Here is a 20,096-nt window from a genome sequence, read left to right as displayed (position 1 = left end):
CTTGCGTCGCCTGGGTCTCCTGTGGCCGGCGGGGGCCGCCGCGCAGTGTGACCGAGCGCGGCCCGGGCCGTTGTGTTGGATCCGGGCGGCGGGCTTCCCGCCGGCCGGTCTCGCGGCCACGGCCTCCGTACCGCCTTCGCACCGCCTTCGTACCGCCTTCGCACCGCCCTTGTACTGCCCTCGCACCGCCTTCGTACTGCCTTCGCACCGCCCTCGTACTGCCTCAGTACCGCTCTCCACCGCCTCTTCGCGGCCGGTCCCGACCGGCCCCCGTCGCTCTTCCCGCACGCCGCCGGATCCGCGCGGCCGGTTGTCCGCCGCCTGATCCTCGTCCCCGGAGTACGTCCACCGATGGCACCACGTACCAGTCGACGCTCGGCCCGACGGGCCGCCGTCGGGCAGCCCGCGCGTTCCGCGCCGTCCGCGCCCGCCCCCACCTCCTCTTCTCCTCCCTCTCCGATCCCTTCCGGTTCCGCGGGGGGAGGTGACGTGGGCGGGGGCCGGCGGCGGCGTTCCGGGCGGCGGTCGGCGTCGCGGCAGGCCCGGGGGCGGCGGATGATCCCGCTGCGGCTCAGGCATCTGCTGCCGCTGGTCGTCCTGCTCGCGATGATGGCGATGCTGATGCTGCGCGGCTATGTGCACAGCGAGATCCTCGCCGACTACCGCATCCGCCCCGAGGCCGCCGCCGACACGGTGCCGCAGAAGATCCTCGACGGCGGCCCGGTCGTCGACACCCGGGGCGGCGGGGCCACCAGCCTCGACGTGCCGGACCACCGGATCGTGCTCACCTTCGACGACGGCCCCGACCCGAAGTGGACCCCGGAGGTCCTCGACGTCCTGAAGAAGCACCACGCGCACGCCGTCTTCTTCATCACCGGCACCATGGCCTCCCGCTACCCGGACCTGGTGAAGCGGATGGTGGACGAGGGCCACGAGATCGGGCTGCACACCTTCAACCACCCCGACCTCTCCTACCAGTCCAAGAAGCGCATCGACTGGGAGCTGACCCAGAACCAGCTGGCCCTGGCCGGCGCGGCCGGCATCCGGACGTCCCTCTTCCGCCCGCCGTACTCCTCCAGCGCCGACGCCCTCGACAACGCGTCCTGGCCGGTCACGCAGTACGTCGGCGCCCGCGGCTACCTCACCGTCCTCACCACCGCCGACAGCGAGGACTGGCGCCGGCCCGGCGTACGGGAGATCATCGCCAACTCCACTCCGGAGAAGGGCAAGGGCGCCGTCGTCCTCATGCACGACTCCGGCGGCGACCGCAGCCAGACGGTCCGGGCGCTCGACACCTACCTGCCCGAACTCCAGGCCGAGGGCTACCGGTTCGACCACCTCACCGGCGCCCTGAAGGCCCCGAGCGCGCACACCGCCGTCACCGGCCTCGAACTGTGGAAGGGCAAGGCCTGGGTGTTCCTGGTCGCCGCGTCGGACGACATCACCGGTGTCCTCGTCGTCGGCCTCGCCGCCATCGGCTTCCTCGTCTTCGCCCGCTTCGGGCTGATGCTGCTGCTGTCGGCGATGCACACCCGCCGTACCCGCCGCAGCGGCTTCGTCTGGGGTCCCCACGCGCCGGTCACCGAACCCGTGTCGGTGCTCGTGCCCGCGTACAACGAGGCCAAGTGCATCGAGAACACCGTGCGTTCGCTGATCAGGAGCGAGCACCCGGTCGACATCCTCGTCATCGACGACGGCTCCAGCGACGGCACCGCCCGGATCGTCGAAGACCTGAACCTGCCCGGAGTACGCGTCGTCCGCCAGCTCAACGCGGGCAAGCCCGCCGCCCTCAACCGGGGCATCGCCAACGCCCGGCACGACATCATCGTGATGATGGACGGCGACACGGTCTTCGAGCCGTCCACCGTCGGCGAACTCGTCCAGCCCTTCGCGGACCCGCGCGTCGGCGCCGTCGCCGGCAACGCCAAGGTCGGCAACAAGGACACCCTCATCGGCGCCTGGCAGCACATCGAGTACGTGATGGGCTTCAACCTCGACCGCCGGATGTACGACGTCCTGCGCTGCATGCCCACCATCCCGGGCGCCGTCGGCGCCTTCCGGCGCACCGCGCTGAACCGGGTCGGCGGCATGAGCGACGACACCCTCGCCGAGGACACCGACATCACCATGGCCCTCCACCGGGACGGCTGGAAGGTCGTCTACGCCGAGAAGGCCCGCGCCTGGACCGAGGCCCCCGAGTCCGTCCAGCAGCTGTGGTCCCAGCGCTACCGCTGGTGCTACGGCACCATGCAGGCGATCTGGAAGCACCGCCGGGCGGTCGTCGAACGCGGCCCGTCCGGCCGGTTCGGCCGCGTCGGACTGCCCCTCGTCTCCCTCTTCATGGTCGTCGCCCCGCTGCTCGCTCCCCTCATCGACCTGTTCCTCGTCTACGGTCTGCTCTTCGGGCCGACCGGCAGGACCATCGCGGCCTGGTTCGGCGTCCTCGCCATCCAGGCGGGCTGCGCGGCCTACGCCTTCGTACTGGACCGTGAACGCCTCACCCCGCTCGTCTCCCTCCCGCTCCAGCAGCTCCTCTACCGCCAGCTGATGTACGTCGTCCTGCTCCAGTCCTGGATCACCGCGCTCACCGGCGGCCGGCTGCGCTGGCAGAAGCTGCGCAGGAAGGGGCAGGTGGCGGCACCGCCCGGGGAGGCCGCCCCGGCCGAGGCCGGCCGGGCGGCGGCCGTGGACGGCGGTGCGGCATGACGAACAGCGAGATCCGCTCCCCCGGCGTCCCGTCGCAGGGCGTCTCTTCCCCCGATGCTCCGTCGCCGGACGTCCTGACCCCGGACGTCCCGCCGCCCGGCCCCGGCAGCGGCGGCGGGACGAAGGCCCCGGACGCCCCCTCCGCCCCGAAGGGCGGCCGCGACCGCTACTTCGACCTCCTGCGGGCCGTCGCCCTCTTCCGGGTCGTCCTCTACCACCTGATGGGGTGGGCCTGGCTGCCCGTCGTCTTCCCCTCGATGGGCGTGATGTTCGCGCTGGCCGGCAACCTCATGGCCCGCTCCCTGGCCGGACGCCCGGCCCTGACGGTCGTACGGGGCCGGCTGCGCCGGCTGCTGCCGCCGCTCTGGCTGCTCGGCGCGGTCGGAGTGGGCGGCATGGTGCTGGCGGGCTGGGGCCCCGACGACGACGCCTCCCCGGGCTGGTGGTGGCTCCACCTCGCCTACTGGGTCCTGCCCGTCAGCGACCCGCCGTACGGCGAGTCACTGTCCGGTGTGCACGGGCTGATCACCGACGACTGGGCCGTCGCCATGGGCGTACCGCTCTGGTACCTCCGCGCCTACCTGTGGTTCGTCCTTCTCTCCCCGCTCCTGCTGCGCGCCCTGCGGGCCGCGCCCTGGCCGACCGTGCTGGCGCCGATCGCGCTGTCGGCCGTCCTGGAGTCCGGTGCGCTGTCGGTGCCCGGCTGGCGGCTGGAGGCCGCTCTCAGCGACCTCGGCGCGTTCGGCGCGTGCTGGCTGCTGGGCATGGCGCACCAGCAGGGCGTGCTGCGCCGGCTGCCCCGGTACGTGGTGCCGTCGCTGGCGCCGGTGGTGGCCGGAATCGGCCTCTGGTACGCCCTCTCCGACGACCTCAGGGCGGGCCACGACCTGGACGACATGCCGTTCGCCCAGTCGCTGTGGTCCTTCGCGGCGGTCCTGCTCCTTCTGCACCTCAGCCCGTCCTGGGCCGGCTGGCCGCGCCCGCTGCGCCGCTGGGACCGGCTGATCACGCTCCTCAACTCCCGGGCCGTGACGATCTACCTGTGGCACAACGTGTGCATCGGGGTGGCCGAAGCCCTCTGGGACCACCTGTGGAGCATCGGCTGGCTGGAGCGGACCACCCCCTGGCTGCTGGAGAGCCCCTGGCCGCAGCTGCCGTTCGTCTGGCTCCTCACCGCGCTCTGTGTCGTCTGCTTCGGCTGGGTGGAGGACCTGGCGGCCCGCCGCAGGCCCCGCCTCTGGCCGGACGGCAGGGCCGGAAGCCACCGCGCCTGACCGGCCCACGGAGCCCCGGCCCACCGGGCCCGGCCGGACCCGGGGAACCCCGGCCCCGCTCCGGGCCGGGGCCGGACGGCCCGCCCACCCGTGCCCGGAACCTCTCACCCCGCCTCCGCCGGAGGTGAGAGCAACGTTCCCTTCCGGTCACCCACAGGCACAGCGCGGAAACGCGTCCTCCCTACCTTCGGGACTCATCACCGCTCATCACCGCGAACCACCCGAGCCCGGAGCACGTGGAGGCGTCATGACAGCCCCTGGTACAGCCCCCGCACCCCCGACCGCCCCGACCGCCCAGAAGCGGGGGAGCCGCTGGATCGAGGAGTGGGACCCCGAGAACGAGACCTTCTGGAACGAGAAGGGCGAGAAGATCGCCCGCCGGAACCTCGTCTTCTCCGTCCTCTCCGAGCACATCGGCTTCTCGATCTGGACGATGTGGTCCGTGCTGGTGCTCTTCATGGGCCCGGAGTACGGCCTCACCCCGGCCGACAAGTTCCTGCTGACGTCGATGGTGACGCTGGTCGGGGCGGTCGTCCGGGTGCCGTACACCTTCGCCGTCGCGATCTTCGGCGGCCGGAACTGGACGATCGTCTCCGCCGGCCTGCTGCTGGTCCCCACCATCGCCGCGTTCACGGTGATGGAGCCGGGGACCTCGTTCAACACCTTCCTCCTCGTCGGCCTGATCGCGGGCATCGGCGGCGGCAACTTCGCCTCCTCCATGACCAACATCAACGCCTTCTTCCCCCTGCGGAAGAAGGGGTGGGCACTCGGGCTCAACGCGGGCGGCGGCAACATCGGGGTGCCGGTCATCCAGCTGATCGCCCTCGCCGTCATCGGGGCGAGCGGCGGGCCGCGCGTGCTGCTCGGGATCTACATCCCGCTGATCGTGATCGCCGCGATCCTCGCCGCGCTCTTCATGGACAACCTCGCGTCCGTGAAGAACGACACCGGCGCGGCCAAGGACGCCGCCAAGGACGCCCACACCTGGATCATGGCCTTCCTCTACATCGGGACCTTCGGGTCGTTCATCGGCTACGCCTTCGCCTTCGGCCAGGTGCTCCAGGTCCAGTTCGGCCGTACCCCGCTCCAGGCGGCCTACCTCACCTTCATCGGCCCGCTGCTCGGCTCGCTGATCCGCCCGGTGGGCGGCTGGCTCGCCGACAAGTACGGCGGCGCCCGCATCACCCTCTACAACTACGTCGGCATGGCCGCCGCCACCGGCATCCTGGTCTTCGCCAGCATGCAGAAGTCGCTGGGCCTGTTCGTCGGCGTGTTCGTGGTGCTGTTCGTGCTCAGCGGCCTCGGCAACGGGTCGACGTACAAGATGATCCCGGGCATCTTCCAGGCGAAGGCCGTCGCCCGCGGTCTGGAGGGCGAGGAGGCGGCCGCCTACGGGCGACGGCTCTCCGGCGCCTCCATGGGGCTCATCGGCGCGGTCGGCGCGCTCGGCGGCGTCGCCATCAACCTCGCCTTCCGCCAGTCCTTCATCTCCTACGGTTCCGGGACGGGCGCGTTCGTCGCCTTCCTCGCCTTCTACGGTCTGTGCTTCGCGGTCACCTGGGCCGTATACCTTCGGCGCCCGGTGGGCCGGGTGACCGCCGCCAGCTCGGCCTCCGAGTCGAAGCCGCAGCTCAGCTACGCCGAGGTGTGACGTAACACTGGCGACATGAAGCCGAACCGAGCCTGTCACGAGCCGTTGACAGGCTCGTTCGGCATGTAGGGCCATGCAAGACGACTCGAGCGCGGGACGAGTGCCTATGTACGACGAACAGCAGCGAACGGACGCCGGACCACGTGCCGCCGTCGAACACGGGCCCCTCGCCGGGTTCACCGTGGGGGTGACGGCAGCGCGCCGGGCCGAGGAGCTCGGCGCGCTGCTCCAGCGGCGCGGGGCGGCGGTGCTGCACGCGCCCGCCCTGCGGATCGTGCCGCTCGCCGACGACGGTGAACTGCTCGCCGCGACCAAGGGCCTGATCGACCAGGCACCGGACGTCGTCGTGGCCACGACCGCGATCGGCTTCCGGGGCTGGATCGAGGCCGCCGACGGCTGGGGTCTGGGCGAGGCCCTGCTCGCCCGGCTCGGCGAGGTCGAGCTGCTCGCCCGCGGCCCCAAGGTCAAGGGCTCGGTCCGGGCCGCGGGGCTGACGGAGGACTGGTCGCCGTCGTCGGAGTCCATGGCCGAGGTGCTCGACCGCCTCCTGGAGGAGGGCGTCGACGGACGCCGGGTCGCCGTCCAGCTGCACGGTGAGCCACTGCCCGGGTTCGTGGAGTCGCTGCGGGCCGCGGGCGCGGAGGTCGTGGGCGTGCCGGTGTACCGGTGGATGCCGCCCGAGGACATCTCGCCGCTGGACCGGCTGCTCGACGCCGCCGTCTCGCGCGGTCTCGACGCGGTCACCTTCACCAGCGCGCCCGCCGCCGCGTCGCTGCTCAACCGGGCGGAGGAGCGCGGGCTGCTGCCCGAACTGCTCACCGCGCTCCAGCACGACGTGGTGCCGGCCTGTGTCGGACCGGTCACCGCCCTGCCGCTCCAGGCGCGGGGCGTGGACACCGTCCAGCCGGAGCGCTTCCGGCTCGGACCGCTGGTCCAGCTGCTGTGCCAGGAACTGCCGGGGCGGGCCCGGGCCCTGCCGGTCGCGGGGCACCGGATGGAGATCCGCGGGCACGCGGTGCTGGTGGACGGCTGTCTGCGGCCGGTGCCGCCGGCCGGGATGTCGTTGCTGCGGGCGCTGTCGCGGCGGCCGGGGTGGGTGGTGCCGCGGGCGGATCTGCTGCGTGCGCTGCCGGGCGCGGGGCGTGACGAGCACGCCGTCGAGACGGCGATGGCCCGGCTGCGGACGGCTCTGGGGGCGCCGAAGCTGATCCAGACGGTGGTGAAGCGGGGGTACCGGCTGGCCCTGGACCCGGCGGCCGACGCGAAGTACGCGGACGCGTGAGCGGGTGGTCTGGTTGTCCTGCGGCTGCGCTGGCACTGTGAGGGGAACGGTTCTCCAGAGGAACGCCTAGGCGGTGGCGCATGGCACTGGGTACGGTCACGGTCCCCTACGAGCTGCGGTTCGACTCGGGGCGCAGCTGTCTCGACCTCCTCGCGACCAGCCACCCCTACGAACACCTCGACGCCGTCGGCCCGTTGCGCGCCTGGATCACCGGTGCCGGACTCGTGCCGCCGAGCACGGCGCTGGTGCACGCCGACACCGGCTGGCCGGCCGCCTTCCGTGAACTGCGGGGCGACATCGACCGCTTGGTGCACGACTGGCTCGCCCGCACCGACACCGGCCCGTACGACGCCGCCCTCGCCCGGGTGAACGAGGCCGCCCGGGTCGCGCCGCCCGTCCCGCGGGCCGTCCGGGGCGAGAGCGGCACTCTCGTACGCGAGTTGGACGGGCCGCCGCAGTGCGCCGCGCTGCTCGCCGCGGTCGCCCGGGACGCGGTGGAGCTGCTCACCGATCCGGCCGCCCGGGCGGGGCTGCGGGAGTGCGAGGGCGACAACTGCCCGATCGTGTACGTCGACACCTCCCGCGGGCGGCGCCGGCGCTGGTGTTCCAGTGAGGTCTGCGGGAACCGGGAGAGGGTCGCGCGACACCGTCGGCGTGCCGCGCTCGCCCGCGCTCAACTGCCCGGTATGCGCCTTCTCTGATGACTCGCCAGGAATTTCGTCGAAGAAGAGTCGAAGTGATTTCGACAACATTCCGTTTGCTCGCGTCACCAGCCGGGCAGTCAGCGCGAACTCGCCCGTGTGGCGGAAATGTAAAGAAAAGGCGGTGGGAATGTGCCGCCATGTCCCCCTCGTCATGACACTCGAAAGAAAACTGTCTGCTCGGTTTGAACGCTCCACGCCCCCCGTCCGTACCCGTCAGCGAGCGACTGACTGGGGGAACCCCCGGACACCGGAGGTGGGCGTGCGCAAGGATGCGGCCGTGGCCAATGAACGTGGATCGAGGGCCCGACATCGCATGTCCCAGCCCTCGGAACCTGACGAGGAGCTGATGCGTGCTCTGTATCGGGAGCATGCCGGACCCCTTCTTGCGTATGTCCTGCGCCTGGTTGCCGGTGACCGGCAGCGTGCTGAGGACGTCGTGCAGGAGACACTCATCCGTGCCTGGAAGAACGCCGGCCAGCTCAATCGAGCGACCGGATCGGTACGCCCCTGGCTGGTGACGGTCGCTCGCCGCATCGTCATCGACGGCCACCGCAGCCGGCAGGCCCGGCCGCAGGAGGTCGACCCGTCGCCGCTGGAGGTCATTCCTGCGGAGGACGAGATCGACAAGGCGCTGTGGCTGATGACGCTGTCCGATGCGCTCGACGACCTGACCCCGGCCCACCGGGAGGTGCTCGTCGAGACGTACTTCAAGGGGCGTACCGTCAACGAGGCGGCCGAGACGCTGGGCATTCCCAGTGGCACCGTCCGTTCTCGGGTGTTCTATGCCCTGCGGTCGATGAAGCTGGCTCTGGAGGAGCGGGGGGTGACGGCGTGATGAGCATTTACGGGGGGTTCGGAGCAGGTGGTGCGGGTATGTCTGGCCCCATGCAGGGATCTACGCAGGGATCTCCGAGCCCGAGCGAGCACGAGACCGTGGGCGCCTACGCCCTCGGCATCCTCGACGACGCCGAGGCGACCGCCTTCGAGGCCCACCTCGCCGGATGCGAGTGGTGCGCGCAGCAGCTCGACGAGCTGGCCGGGATGGAACCGATGCTGGCGGCCCTCGCGGACCTGCCGGGCACCGGAACCCCGGCGATCGGCGAGTCCCTGTCCGCCCGGCCCAGCCCACGGCTCGTGGACAAGCTCGTCGACGAGGTGTCGGAGCGCCGCGCCCAGAAGCGCCGCCGCTCCTTCTTCCTGGTCGCGGCAGCGGCCGCGCTGATCGTCGGCGGTCCCCTGACCGTGCTGGCCGCGACCGGCGGCGACAGCGGGAGCACGGGGGTCCAGGCGGGCTCCACCAAGTCCGCCACCGTCACCACGAAGTCCGCCTTCGACGCCCTGCCGAACAAGGTCTCCGCGACCGACGCCTCCACCAAGGTCTCGGCGACCGTCGCCATGGGCGAGAAGGGCTGGGGCACCGAGGTCGGCGTCGAACTGAAGAACGTCACCGGCCCGGAGAAGTGCTCGCTGATCGCCGTCGGCAAGGACGGCAAGCGCGAGACGGTCTCCTCCTGGGCGGTCCCGGAGTGGGGCTACGGCATCCCCAACGCCAAGACGGAACAGGCCAAGAATCCGCTCTACGTCATGGGCGGCGCGGCCTTCGAGACCAACGAGATCGACCACTTCGAGGTCATGACCTTCGACGGCAAGAAGCTCGTCGAGGTCGGCGTCTGATCGAGTGAGACGGCGCTCCGGGGCGACCCGGAGCGCCCGTCCGTAGCCTCCAGGGGTCCCCTTCGCGTACGGTTGACGGCTGCCCAGCACGTCAGAAGGGGGCCCGGTGGCCGCACAGGCTCAGCAGGAAACCGCGGTCGACGCCGCACCGGACTCGGTCCGGGATCGCGAGATCGGCGTCGAACAGGAACATCTCGACCGGGTGTACCGGCGACTCGAGGAGAAGATCCACGAGGCCGAGTTCCTGATGAACGACGCGGCCAAACGAGGTCAGGTCGGTACGCCCGGCGCCCTCGCCGAGCGGGACGCCCAGGTCTTCCGGGCCGGCGTCCACCTCAACCGGCTCAACAACGAGTTCGAGGACTTCCTTTTCGGGCGGATCGATCTGCTCCTCGGCAAGGACGGCAAGAAGGGCCCCGACGGCGCCTACACCGCCGTGGAACCCGCCGAGGGCGCCGTCCGCGAGGACAGCACCGCCGACATCGCCGAGACCCTCCACATCGGCCGCATCGGCGTCCTCGACCAGGACTACTCCCCGCTGGTGATCGACTGGCGGGCACCGGCGGCGGCCCCCTTCTACCGGTCCACCCCGGTCGACCCCGGCCGCGTCGTCCGCCGCCGGGTGATCCGCTCCAAGGGCCGCCGCGTCCTCGGGGTCGAGGACGACCTGATGCGTCCTGAGCTGCGGGCCTTCCTGGCCGGCGACGAACTGCCCGTGATCGGCGACGGCGCGCTCATGGCCGCCCTCGGCCAGGCCCGCTCGCACACCATGCGGGACATCGTCGCCTCCATCCAGGCCGAGCAGGACCTCGTCATCCGCGCCCCCGCCGCCTCCGTGACCTACGTCGAGGGCGGCCCCGGCACCGGCAAGACCGCCGTCGCGCTGCACCGCGCGGCCTACCTCCTCTACCAGGACCGGCGCCGGTACGCGGGCGGCATCCTGATCGTCTCGCCGACGCCGCTGCTGGTGGCGTACACCGAGGGCGTGCTGCCCTCCCTCGGCGAGGAGGGCCAGGTCGCGATCCGGGCCATCGGCTCCCTCGTCGACGGCGTCGAGGCCACCCTGTACGACTCCCCGGCGGTGGCCCGGGCCAAGGGCTCGTACCGGATGCTGAAGGTGCTGCGCAAGGCCGCGCGGGGGGCGCTGGAGAGCGGCGGCCGGGCCCCGGCGCAGCTGACGCTCGGCGAGCCCGACGAGGCCCCCGCGCCCTCGGGCACGCCCACCCGGCTGCGTGTCGTCGCCTTCGGCCGGCGTCTGGAGCTGGAGGCCGCCGACCTCGACCGCATCCGGCAGTCCGCCCTCAGCGGCACCGCCCCGGTCAACCTGCTGCGCCCGCGCGCCCGCAAGCTGCTCCTGGACGCCCTGTGGGAGCGCTCCGGCGCGGCGGGCCGGCACAGCGACCCCGAGCTGGCCGCCGAGCTGCGCTCCTCCTTCGACGAGGACGTCCTGGGCGAGGACTCCTTCCTCGCCTTCCTCGACGCCTGGTGGCCCGAGCTGACGCCGAGGGGCGTCCTCGCGGCGATGGCCGACGAGCGCCGGCTCGGCCGCTGGGCCCGCCGGATCCTCAACCCCGGCGAGGTCCGCAGAGTCGCCCGCTCGCTGAAGCGGGACGGCTGGTCGGTGCACGACATCGCCATGCTCGACGAGCTCCAGGCGGTGCTCGGCGCCCCGGCCCGCCCGCGCAAGCGGCGCGAACTCGACCCGCTGGACCAGCTCACCGGCCTGGAGGAGCTGATGCCGACGCGCGAGGAGTCGCAGCGCGAGCGCGCCGAACGGCTCGCCCAGGAGCGCGTCGAGTACGCGCACGTCATCGTCGACGAGGCCCAGGACCTCACGCCGATGCAGTGGCGCATGGTCGGCCGCCGCGGCCGGCACGCCACCTGGACGGTCGTCGGCGACCCCGCCCAGTCCTCCTGGTCCGACCCCGACGAGGCCGCCGAGGCCCGCGACGAGGCGCTCGGCAGCCGCCCGCGCCGCCGCTTCCAGCTGACCGTGAACTACCGCAACCCGGCCGAGATCGCCGATCTCGCGGCCAAGGTGCTGGCTCTGGCCATGCCCGGCGCCGAGTCCCCGTCGGCGGTCCGCTCCACGGGCGTCGTACCGCGCTTCAAGGCGGTGGAGGAGTCCCTCGCGGTCACCGTCCGCGCGGAGGCCGAACGGCTGCTGGACCGGGTCGACGGCACCGTCGGTGTCGTCGTCGCCATGCAGCGCCGCGAGGAGGCCCGCCGCTGGCTCACCGGGCTGGGCGACCGCGTGGTGGCCCTGGGCAGCCTGGAGGCCAAGGGCCTGGAGTACGACGCCACGGTCGTCGTCTCCCCGGCGGAGATCGCGGACGAGTCCCCGGCCGGCCTGCGCGTGCTGTACGTCGCCCTGACCCGGGCCACCCAGCAGCTCACGGTCGTGTCGGGCGAGCGGGACGAACCGGACGCGCACGGGGTGCCGGACCTGCTCAGGGACTGATCGGGGACGGTGCGGGGAGGGAGCGGCGACGCGTCCGGCGGATCGTTTCCTGTGAACTCCCCGCGGGGGAATGGTGCGGGGCGATCCGTTTGTTAGCCTGGGTGTGACACCGGCTCGATCCAAGCCCCCGGGCCCAACCTTCGTCGCTACGAGCGACCACTTGCCGCGAGGCGAGCATGGCGGGTCGGTGTCATGAACGTGAGAGAGGCCCACGTCCGATGTGACGTGGGCCTCTTTTCATGAGAACACAACGATCGCAATTCGGTGCGGCTACCACGTACTGGTCAGTAGGTGCGACGATCTGACGGCAAACCCGCCACCAGCAGTGCAGAGGAAGTCGGCCATGGCAACGGCGCCCAGCGTCTCCTACTCGATGACGGTCCGGCTGGAGGTGCCCGCCAGCGGAACCGCGGTCTCCCAGCTCACCACGGCCGTCGAGTCCCACGGAGGCTCGGTCACCGGCCTCGACGTCACTGCCTCCGGTCACGAGAAGCTCCGGATCGACGTCACCATCGCGGCCACCTCGACCGCGCACGCCGACGAGATCGTCCAGCAGCTGCGCGAGATCGAGGGCGTCACCCTCGGCAAGGTCTCCGACCGTACGTTCCTGATGCACCTCGGCGGCAAGATCGAGATGCAGTCCAAGCACCCCATCCGCAACCGTGACGATCTCTCCATGATCTACACGCCGGGTGTGGCCCGCGTCTGCATGGCGATCGCCGAGAACCCCGAGGACGCCCGCCGCCTCACCATCAAGCGCAACTCCGTTGCGGTCGTGACGGACGGCTCCGCCGTGCTGGGCCTGGGCAACATCGGCCCCAAGGCCGCGCTGCCCGTCATGGAGGGCAAGGCGGCCCTCTTCAAGCGGTTCGCCGGCATCGACGCCTGGCCGCTGTGCCTGGACACCCAGGACACCGACGCGATCGTCGAGATCGTCAAGGCGATCGCCCCCGGCTTCGCCGGCATCAACCTCGAGGACATCTCCGCCCCCCGCTGCTTCGAGATCGAGGCCCGGCTGCGCGAGGCCCTCGACATCCCCGTCTTCCACGACGACCAGCACGGCACCGCGATCGTGGTCCTCGCCGCCCTCACCAACGCGTTGCGGGTGGCCGGCAAGGCGATCGAGAACATCCGGGTCGTCATGTCCGGCGCCGGCGCGGCCGGTACCGCCATCCTCAAGCTGCTGCTCGCGGCCGGGGTGAAGAGCGCCGTCGTCGCCGACATCCACGGTGTCGTGCACGCCGGCCGCGAGGACCTGGTGGACGCCTCCGCCGACTCCCCGCTGCGCTGGATCGCCGACAACACCAACCACGAGGGCCTCACCGGCACCCTCAAGGAGGCCGTCGTCGGCGCCGACGTCTTCATCGGCGTCTCCGCCCCGAACGTCCTGGACGGCAACGACGTGGCCGCCATGGCCGAGGGCGCCATCGTGTTCGCGCTCGCGAACCCGGACCCCGAGGTCGACCCGGCGGTCGCCCGCCGGACGGCCGCCGTCGTGGCCACCGGCCGCTCCGACTTCCCGAACCAGATCAACAACGTGCTGGTCTTCCCGGGCGTCTTCCGCGGCCTGCTGGACGCCCAGTCCCGCACCGTCAACACCGAGATGATGCTCGCCGCCGCCAAGGCCCTCGCCGACGTCGTGAGCGACGACGAGCTGAACGCGAACTACATCATCCCGAGCGTCTTCAACGACAAGGTCGCGGGCGCGGTGGCCGGCGCGGTGCGCGACGCGGCCAGGGCCGCGGGCGCCTCGGCCCCGTAACCACGGGCCTCGTACCCCTTGCGGGGACTGTGAGGATCACCACGGTCCCCGCTCCGGCGCGTCGCCGGACCGCGTGTCGGTGGCGCGCCCTATCGTGACGGCCAGCCTCAGCCGCTCTTCGTGTGACTCCCAAGGGTGTTCTCACGACTCCTGCGGGTGCCGGATTGGCTTTCGCGCCGCAGGTAGGGGCAGGATGCGTCCCTGGGCGCGAGCACAACGACTTCGCTGTGCCCAACATGCGGCTCCGCCGCGTGGCACGCCGCAACGGCAAGAAGAACACGGGAGTAACAACATGAACCGCAGTGAGCTGGTGGCCGCGCTGGCCGACCGCGCCGAGGTGACCCGCAAGGACGCCGACGCCGTGCTGGCCGCGTTCGCCGAGGTCGTCGGCGACATCGTCTCCAAGGGCGACGAGAAGGTCACCATCCCCGGCTTCCTGACCTTCGAGCGCACCCACCGTGCCGCTCGCACCGCGCGCAACCCGCAGACCGGTGACCCGATCCAGATTCCGGCCGGCTACAGCGTGAAGGTCTCCGCGGGCTCGAAGCTCAAGGAAGCGGCCAAGGGTAAGTAAGGCGCCTGTTCGCCGTCATGGTTCGGCGCTGTGGGCGGCTGCGGGCCCGTTGTGGCTGGTCGCGCAGTTCCCCGCGCCCCTGAGGGCGCCGCATTGAACGCCGAAGGGGCGGCACCCGTATCCGGGTGCCGCCCCTTCGGCGTCCGTACGGCCGCTAGCCGAGCGCCTTGCCCGGCAGTTCCACCTTCGCGCCCAGTTCCACGAGCTTCTCCATGAAGTTCTCGTAGCCGCGGTTGATCAGGTCGATGCCGTGCACGCGGGACGTGCCCTGGGCCGCGAGGGCGGCGATCAGGTACGAGAAGCCGCCGCGGAGGTCGGGGATGACCAGATCGGCGCCCTGGAGCTTGGTGGGGCCGGAGACGACCGCGGAGTGCAGGAAGTTGCGCTGGCCGAAGCGGCAGTTCGAGCCGCCCAGGCACTCGCGGTACAGCTGGATGTGGGCGCCCATCTGGTTCAGCGCCGAGGTGAAGCCCAGCCGGGACTCGTAGACCGTCTCGTGGATGATCGACAGGCCCGTGGCCTGGGTCAGGGCGACCACGAGCGGCTGCTGCCAGTCGGTCTGGAAGCCGGGGTGCACGTCCGTCTCCAGCGCGATGGACTTCAGCTGGCCGCCGGGGTGCCAGAAGCGGATGCCCTCGTCGTCGATCTCGAAGGCACCGCCCACCTTCCGGTAGGTGTTCAGGAACGTCATCATCGAGCGCTGCTGGGCGCCGCGGACGTAGATGTTGCCCTCGGTCGCCAGCGCCGCGGACGCCCAGGAGGCGGCCTCCAGACGGTCCGACAGGGCGGCGTGGTTGTAGCCGCCGAGGGTGTCGACGCCGGTGATGCGGATCGTGCGGTCGGTGTCCATCGCGATGATGGCACCCATCTTCTGCAGCACGCAGATGAGGTCCTCGATCTCCGGCTCCACGGCCGCGTTCGAGAGTTCGGTGACGCCCTCCGCCAGGACGGCCGTCAGCAGGACCTGCTCCGTCGCGCCCACGGACGGGTACGGCAGCCGGATCTTGGTGCCGCGCAGCCGCTGCGGGGCCTCCAGGTACTGGCCGTCGTCCCGCTTCTCGATCTTCGCGCCGAACTGCCGCAGCACGTCGAAGTGGAAGTCGATGGGCCGGCCGCCGATGTCGCAGCCGCCCAGGCCCGGGATGAACGCGTGGCCGAGGCGGTGCAGCAGCGGGCCGCAGAACAGGATCGGGATCCGGCTCGAGCCCGCGTGGGCATCGATGTCGGCGACGTTGGCGCTCTCCACGTAGGTGGGGTCGAGCACCAGCTCACCGGGTTCCTCGCCCGGACGGACCGTCACCCCGTGCAGTTGCAGCAGCCCGCGTACGACCCGCACGTCACGGATGTCCGGAACGTTGCGCAGCCGACTCGGCTCACTGCCCAGCAGTGCGGCGACCATGGCCTTCGGTACGAGGTTCTTCGCACCGCGGACACGGATCTCGCCCACCAGCGGGGTTCCGCCGTGGACAAGCAGGACATCGTCGTTGACGGTCATGTATCTCGCGTTCCATCGAGTGGGGCAGGGCCAGAGGAGACAGAGTAATCGCCGCCGACCCCCCTCCCGTAAGCCCGAGGACCCCCCAGGGAGGTCATAGCTGTGTCACAACACGAACGGTTCCGCGGCGGGTACAAGGGGTCACCGCGACGGGCCCTTCGCGTTCGTGCGCCCGGACCGCATCCGTGCGCCCGTCCGTCTCCCGCAACCGCCCTGTACGAGGCCCTGCGGGCCGCCCCCGTGCTTCGACCGCCCTCACCCGCGTCCCCGCATTGCCTCCCCACTCCGCGGGAAGATGGGGGATCATGTCTGGCATGACCGAGGTGTCCTCGCTCACAGGACGGCTGCTCGTGGCAACGCCCGCCCTGGCGGACCCGAACTTCGACCGCGCGGTGGTGCTCCTTCTCGACCACGACGAGGAGGGCTCCCTCGGTGTCGTCCTCAACCGGCCCACTCCGGTGGGCGTCGGCGACATCCTGGAGGGCTGGGCCGGCCTCACCGGGGAACCCGGTGTCGTCTTCCAGGGCGGCCCGGTGTCCCTCGACTCCGCGCTCGGGGTCGCCGTCATCCCCGGCGACGCCTCCGGGGACCGTGGTCCGCTCGGCTGGCGCCGGGTGCACGGGGCGATCGGCCTCGTCGACCTGGAGGCCCCGCCGGAGCTGCTCGCCTCCGCGCTGGGCTCGCTGAGGATCTTCGCCGGGTACGCCGGCTGGGGCCCCGGCCAGCTGGAGGACGAACTGGTCGAGGGCGCCTGGTACGTGGTGGAGTCCGAGCCCGGTGACGTCTCCTCGCCGTGCCCGGAGAGACTCTGGCGCGAGGTGCTGCGCCGCCAGCGCAGCGAGCTGGCGATGGTGGCCACGTATCCGGACGACCCGTCGCTCAACTGATCCGGGTGAGCTTCAGTACCCTTGGGCCCATGAGCACTCTTGAGCCCGAGCGCGGCACCGGTACGGGGACCCTCGTAGAGCCGACGCCGCAGGTGTCGCACGGCGACGGTGACCACGAGCGCTTCGCGCACTACGTCCAGAAGGACAAGATCATGGCGAGCGCCCTCGACGGGACCCCCGTCGTGGCGCTGTGCGGCAAGGTGTGGGTGCCCGGCCGCGACCCGAAGAAGTATCCCGTGTGCCCGATGTGCAAGGAGATCTTCGAGTCGATGGGCGCGGGCGGCGGGGACGACAAGGGCAAGGGCGGCGGCAAGCAGTAGCCGTGCGGACCTGCTGAGGCTCCGGGTTCCCGAGTGAGGCTCTGAGGTTCCCGTGTGCGGCTCCGAGGCCCCCGAGGTGCGTTTTGACGCGCCTCGGGGGCCTTTGGCGTCTTCTGGCGTTGCACGGGGTGCGCCACGTGGTCACAGAGTGGTTGAGACCTCTTGTCGACGTGTTCATGCAGTCCCTAGCCTCCGATGTGTTGTGCAGAGCAAAACAGCCATTGCATATGTTGCAACGCATGGAGGGTCGTTCCATGAAGCTCCCCGTCCGTCTGGCCGCGCTCGCGGCCGCCGCCCTGGTCGCCACCGCCTGCACCCCCCAGACCTCCTCCAACTCCGCCTCCGACACCGACGACCAGAGCGGCACCCTGCGCGTCTGGCTCTTCCAGGAAGTCGGCAACACCCCGAAGGAAAAGGTCGTCGACTCCGTCGTCACCGCCTTCGCCAAAGCCCACAAGGGCACGAAGGTCGACGTCGAGTACATCCCGATCGACACCCGCGCCCAGCGCGTCAAGGCCGCCTTCAACGACCCGAAGTCCGCCCCCGACCTGATGGAGTACGGCAACACCGACACCGCCGGCCACGTCCACGACGGCGGACTCCTCGACGTCACCGACGCGTTCGGCGCCTGGCCCGAGGCCAAGGACACCGACCCCACCGCCCGCACGTCGGTCACCGTCGACGGCAAGGTCTACGGCGCCCCCTTCTACGTCGGCGTCCGCGCCCTCTACTACCGCACGGACGTCTTCGAGGAACTCGGCCTCGCCGTCCCGACGACCCTGGCCGAACTGGCGACGACCGCCCGCACGATCCGCGCCGCCGAGCCCGGCCTCTACGGCCTGGTCGTCGGCGGCGCCTACACGTACGGCGCGATGCCCTTCGTCTGGGCCAACGGCGGGGAACTCGCCGCCGGCAAGGACGGCTCGTACACCTCCGGCATCGACAGCGCGGCCGCCCGCAAGGGCATCGAGCAGTACACGTCCCTCTTCTCCGCCGACAACTGTCCCCCCGCCAAGTGCGCGGGCATGGGCGGCAACGACACCGTCACCGCCTTCGCGGCCGGCAAGGCGGGCATGGCGATCGGCGGCGACTTCAGCCACACCGCCGTCGAGGCCGGGGCCGTGAAGGGCAAGTACGCCGTCGTCCCGCTGCCCGGCGTGACGGCCGGCTCGATCGCCCCGGCCTTCGCCGGCGGCAACAACATCGGCGTCCTGAAGAGCACCTCGCACCGCACCCTGGCCGTCGAACTGATGAAGGCGCTGGCCTCGAAGAAGACCCAGGCCTCGCTCTTCGACGCGATGGGCTTCCTGCCGACCTTCACCGACGTCCGCGACCGGGCCGCCGCGAAGGAGCCCTTCGTGAAGCCCTTCGTGCAGACGCTGGCCGCCGGCACCGAGTTCGTGCCCGCCTCGCCCGCCTGGTCCCAGATCGACTCCCAGCTGGTCCTGCCCACCATGCTCCAGGAGGTCATCAGCGGCCGGAAGAGCGTCACGGCGGCCTCGACGGACGCCGCGAAGAAGATGAACGACGCGTTCGGCTCCGCCGGGTGACGCCGACGACCTCCCCGCGCCCCCCGGGCAGACGCGGGGCACGGGACGGGACGGTCCCCTGGCTGTACCTCGCCCCCGCCCTCGTCGTCCTCGGGGCGCTGCTCGCCTACCCCGTCTACCAGCTCGGGCTCATCTCCCTGTTCCGGTACACCCAGGCCCAGGTCAGCGGTGGGCAGCCGACCGTCTTCCGCGGACTGGGGAACTACGCCGACGTCTTCGGCGACGACCAGTTCTGGCGGGTGCTGCTGGCGACCGTCGTCTTCGCGGCGGCCTGTGTCGTCTCCACGCTCGCCGTGGGCTGCGCGCTCGCCGTGCTGCTCACCCGGGTGCGCGCGGTGCCCAGGCTCACCCTGATGCTCGCCGCGCTGGGCGCCTGGGCCACCCCGGCCGTCACCGGCTCCACGGTCTGGCTGTTCCTGTTCGACCCCGACTTCGGCCCGGTGAACCGGATCCTGGGCCTGGGCGACCACTCCTGGACCTACGGCCGCTACAGCGCCTTCCTCCTCGTCCTCCTCGAAGTCGTCTGGTGCTCCTTCCCGTTCGTGATGGTCACCGTCTACGCCGGAATCCGTGCCGTGCCGACGGAGGTGCTGGAGGCGGCCTCGCTGGACGGCGCCTCGCAGTGGCGGATCTGGCGGTCCGTGCTCGCGCCGATGCTGCGGCCGATCCTGACCGTCGTCACCATCCAGTCCGTCATCTGGGACTTCAAGGTCTTCACCCAGATCTACGTCATGACGGGCGGCGGCGGCATCGCCGGCCAGAACCTCGTCCTGAACGTCTATGCCTACCAGCAGGCGTTCGCGTCCTCGCAGTACGGCCTCGGCTCGGCGATCGGTGTCGTGATGCTGGTGCTGCTGCTCGCCGTCACGCTGGTGTACCTGCGGCTGCTGCGCCGCCAGGGGGAGGAACTGTGAACCTTCCGCGGGGCCTGCCGGCCCGTCCGTGGCGGCTCGCCGCCGAGGCCTGCGCGCTGCTGACCGCGGCCGTCGTCGCATTCCCCCTGTACTGGATGGTGCTGGGCGCCTTCCGGCCGGCCGGGGAGATCGAGTCCGGCGAGCCGCGGCCGTGGACCCTCGCGCCTTCCCTGGATTCCTTCCGGCGGGTGTTCGGGCAGCAGGAATTCGGCCGTTACTTCCTCAACAGTCTTGTCGTCGCGGGCGTCGTGGTGATCGCCTCCGGGCTGATCGCGTTTCTCGCCGCGACCGCCGTGACACGATTCCGGTTCCGCTTCCGGACCACCCTGCTGATCATGTTCCTGGTGGCCCAGACGGTGCCCGTCGAGGCGCTGACGATCCCCTTGTTCTTCCTCATGCGGGACTTCGGTCAGTTGAACACCCTGGGGTCCCTGATCCTGCCCCACATCGCCTTCTCGCTGCCCTTCGCGATCTGGATGCTGCGGGGGTTCGTGAAAGCCGTTCCGGAGGCCCTGGAGGAGGCCGCGTACCTCGACGGGGCGAGCCGTACCCGCTTTCTGTGGCAGATCCTTTTCCCGCTCGTCCTGCCCGGCCTGGTGGCCACCAGTGTGTTTTCCTTCATCTCCGCCTGGAACGACTTCCTCTTCGCCAAGTCCTTCATCATCAGCGACACTTCGCAGTCGACCCTGCCGATGGCCCTCCTGGTGTTCTTCAAACCGGACGACCCGGACTGGGGCGGCGTGATGGCGGGCTCCACGCTGATGACGATTCCGGTGCTGGTGTTCTTCGTACTCGTTCAGCGCCGTCTGGTCTCCGGACTGGGCGGCGCGGTAAAGGACTGA

General features: G+C 71.1%; 16 protein-coding genes. 15 read left to right on the top strand and 1 reads right to left on the bottom strand.

Annotated elements, in window-relative coordinates:
- Positions 1-555 precede the first annotated feature (555 nt).
- The 10 genes from IE275_RS09570 (at position 556) to IE275_RS09525 (ending at position 14,088) form a co-directional block, all read left to right on the top strand.
- Complete coding sequence (locus IE275_RS09570; protein WP_189709721.1) at positions 556-2,706, top strand: bifunctional polysaccharide deacetylase/glycosyltransferase family 2 protein; 2,151 nt, start codon at positions 556-558, stop codon at positions 2,704-2,706.
- A complete protein-coding gene (locus tag IE275_RS09565) occupies positions 2,703-3,980 on the top strand; it encodes an acyltransferase family protein (RefSeq protein ID WP_189709719.1) in 1,278 nt (425 codons plus the stop codon). Before IE275_RS09570 ends, IE275_RS09565 begins: the two co-directional genes overlap by 4 nt.
- Positions 3,981-4,227: 247 nt before the next feature.
- Positions 4,228-5,631: a nitrate/nitrite transporter gene (locus IE275_RS09560; protein ID WP_189709716.1), complete on the top strand. Its 1,404-nt coding sequence runs from the start codon at positions 4,228-4,230 to the stop codon at positions 5,629-5,631.
- A 106-nt stretch (positions 5,632-5,737) separates the two neighbouring features.
- Positions 5,738-6,913, top strand: a complete 1,176-nt coding sequence (locus IE275_RS09555) for a uroporphyrinogen-III synthase (RefSeq protein WP_189709714.1) — start codon at positions 5,738-5,740, stop codon at positions 6,911-6,913.
- Positions 6,914-6,993: 80 nt separating this feature from the next.
- On the top strand, positions 6,994-7,614 hold the full coding sequence (locus IE275_RS09550; protein ID WP_189709712.1) for a CGNR zinc finger domain-containing protein: 621 nt from the start codon (positions 6,994-6,996) through the stop codon (positions 7,612-7,614).
- A gap of 316 nt (positions 7,615-7,930) precedes the next feature.
- Positions 7,931-8,452: a sigma-70 family RNA polymerase sigma factor gene (locus IE275_RS09545; protein WP_010039908.1), complete on the top strand. Its 522-nt coding sequence runs from the start codon at positions 7,931-7,933 to the stop codon at positions 8,450-8,452.
- Between the two features lie 50 nt (positions 8,453-8,502).
- Positions 8,503-9,291, top strand: a complete 789-nt coding sequence (locus tag IE275_RS09540) for an anti-sigma factor family protein (protein WP_189709710.1) — start codon at positions 8,503-8,505, stop codon at positions 9,289-9,291.
- Positions 9,292-9,397: 106 nt separating this feature from the next.
- On the top strand, positions 9,398-11,752 hold the full coding sequence (locus IE275_RS09535; protein ID WP_189709708.1) for a HelD family protein: 2,355 nt from the start codon (positions 9,398-9,400) through the stop codon (positions 11,750-11,752).
- Between the two features lie 343 nt (positions 11,753-12,095).
- Positions 12,096-13,514, top strand: coding sequence for an NAD-dependent malic enzyme (locus IE275_RS09530; protein ID WP_189709706.1), 1,419 nt, complete (start codon positions 12,096-12,098; stop codon positions 13,512-13,514).
- 292 nt (positions 13,515-13,806) lie between these two features.
- Positions 13,807-14,088, top strand: a complete 282-nt coding sequence (locus IE275_RS09525) for an HU family DNA-binding protein (protein WP_004000874.1) — start codon at positions 13,807-13,809, stop codon at positions 14,086-14,088.
- Positions 14,089-14,242: 154 nt separating this feature from the next.
- Here the strand turns inward: IE275_RS09525 and murA are convergent, their stop codons facing one another.
- Positions 14,243-15,583, bottom strand: a complete 1,341-nt coding sequence (murA, locus tag IE275_RS09520) for a UDP-N-acetylglucosamine 1-carboxyvinyltransferase (RefSeq protein ID WP_189709704.1) — start codon at positions 15,581-15,583, stop codon at positions 14,243-14,245.
- 314 nt (positions 15,584-15,897) lie between these two features.
- Between murA and IE275_RS09515 the strand changes: the two genes are divergently transcribed.
- From IE275_RS09515 to IE275_RS09495, 5 genes are all read left to right on the top strand, one after another.
- Complete coding sequence (locus IE275_RS09515) at positions 15,898-16,470, top strand: YqgE/AlgH family protein (RefSeq protein WP_189709702.1); 573 nt, start codon at positions 15,898-15,900, stop codon at positions 16,468-16,470.
- Positions 16,471-16,499: 29 nt separating this feature from the next.
- Positions 16,500-16,790 (top strand): DUF3039 domain-containing protein, encoded by a 291-nt coding sequence (locus tag IE275_RS09510; RefSeq protein WP_189709700.1) that lies wholly within the window; start codon positions 16,500-16,502, stop codon positions 16,788-16,790.
- A 254-nt stretch (positions 16,791-17,044) separates the two neighbouring features.
- Positions 17,045-18,340 (top strand): extracellular solute-binding protein, encoded by a 1,296-nt coding sequence (locus tag IE275_RS09505; RefSeq protein ID WP_189709698.1) that lies wholly within the window; start codon positions 17,045-17,047, stop codon positions 18,338-18,340.
- On the top strand, positions 18,337-19,254 hold the full coding sequence (locus IE275_RS09500; RefSeq protein ID WP_189709696.1) for a carbohydrate ABC transporter permease: 918 nt from the start codon (positions 18,337-18,339) through the stop codon (positions 19,252-19,254). Before IE275_RS09505 ends, IE275_RS09500 begins: the two co-directional genes overlap by 4 nt.
- On the top strand, positions 19,251-20,096 hold the full coding sequence (locus tag IE275_RS09495) for a carbohydrate ABC transporter permease (RefSeq protein ID WP_189709694.1): 846 nt from the start codon (positions 19,251-19,253) through the stop codon (positions 20,094-20,096). Before IE275_RS09500 ends, IE275_RS09495 begins: the two co-directional genes overlap by 4 nt.

The organism is Streptomyces phaeofaciens, from assembly GCF_014648915.1.
Lineage (GTDB): Bacteria > Actinomycetota > Actinomycetes > Streptomycetales > Streptomycetaceae > Streptomyces > Streptomyces phaeofaciens.
The sequence above is the reverse complement of the archived record's forward strand: the minus strand, read 5'-3'. Positions and strand labels throughout refer to the sequence as shown.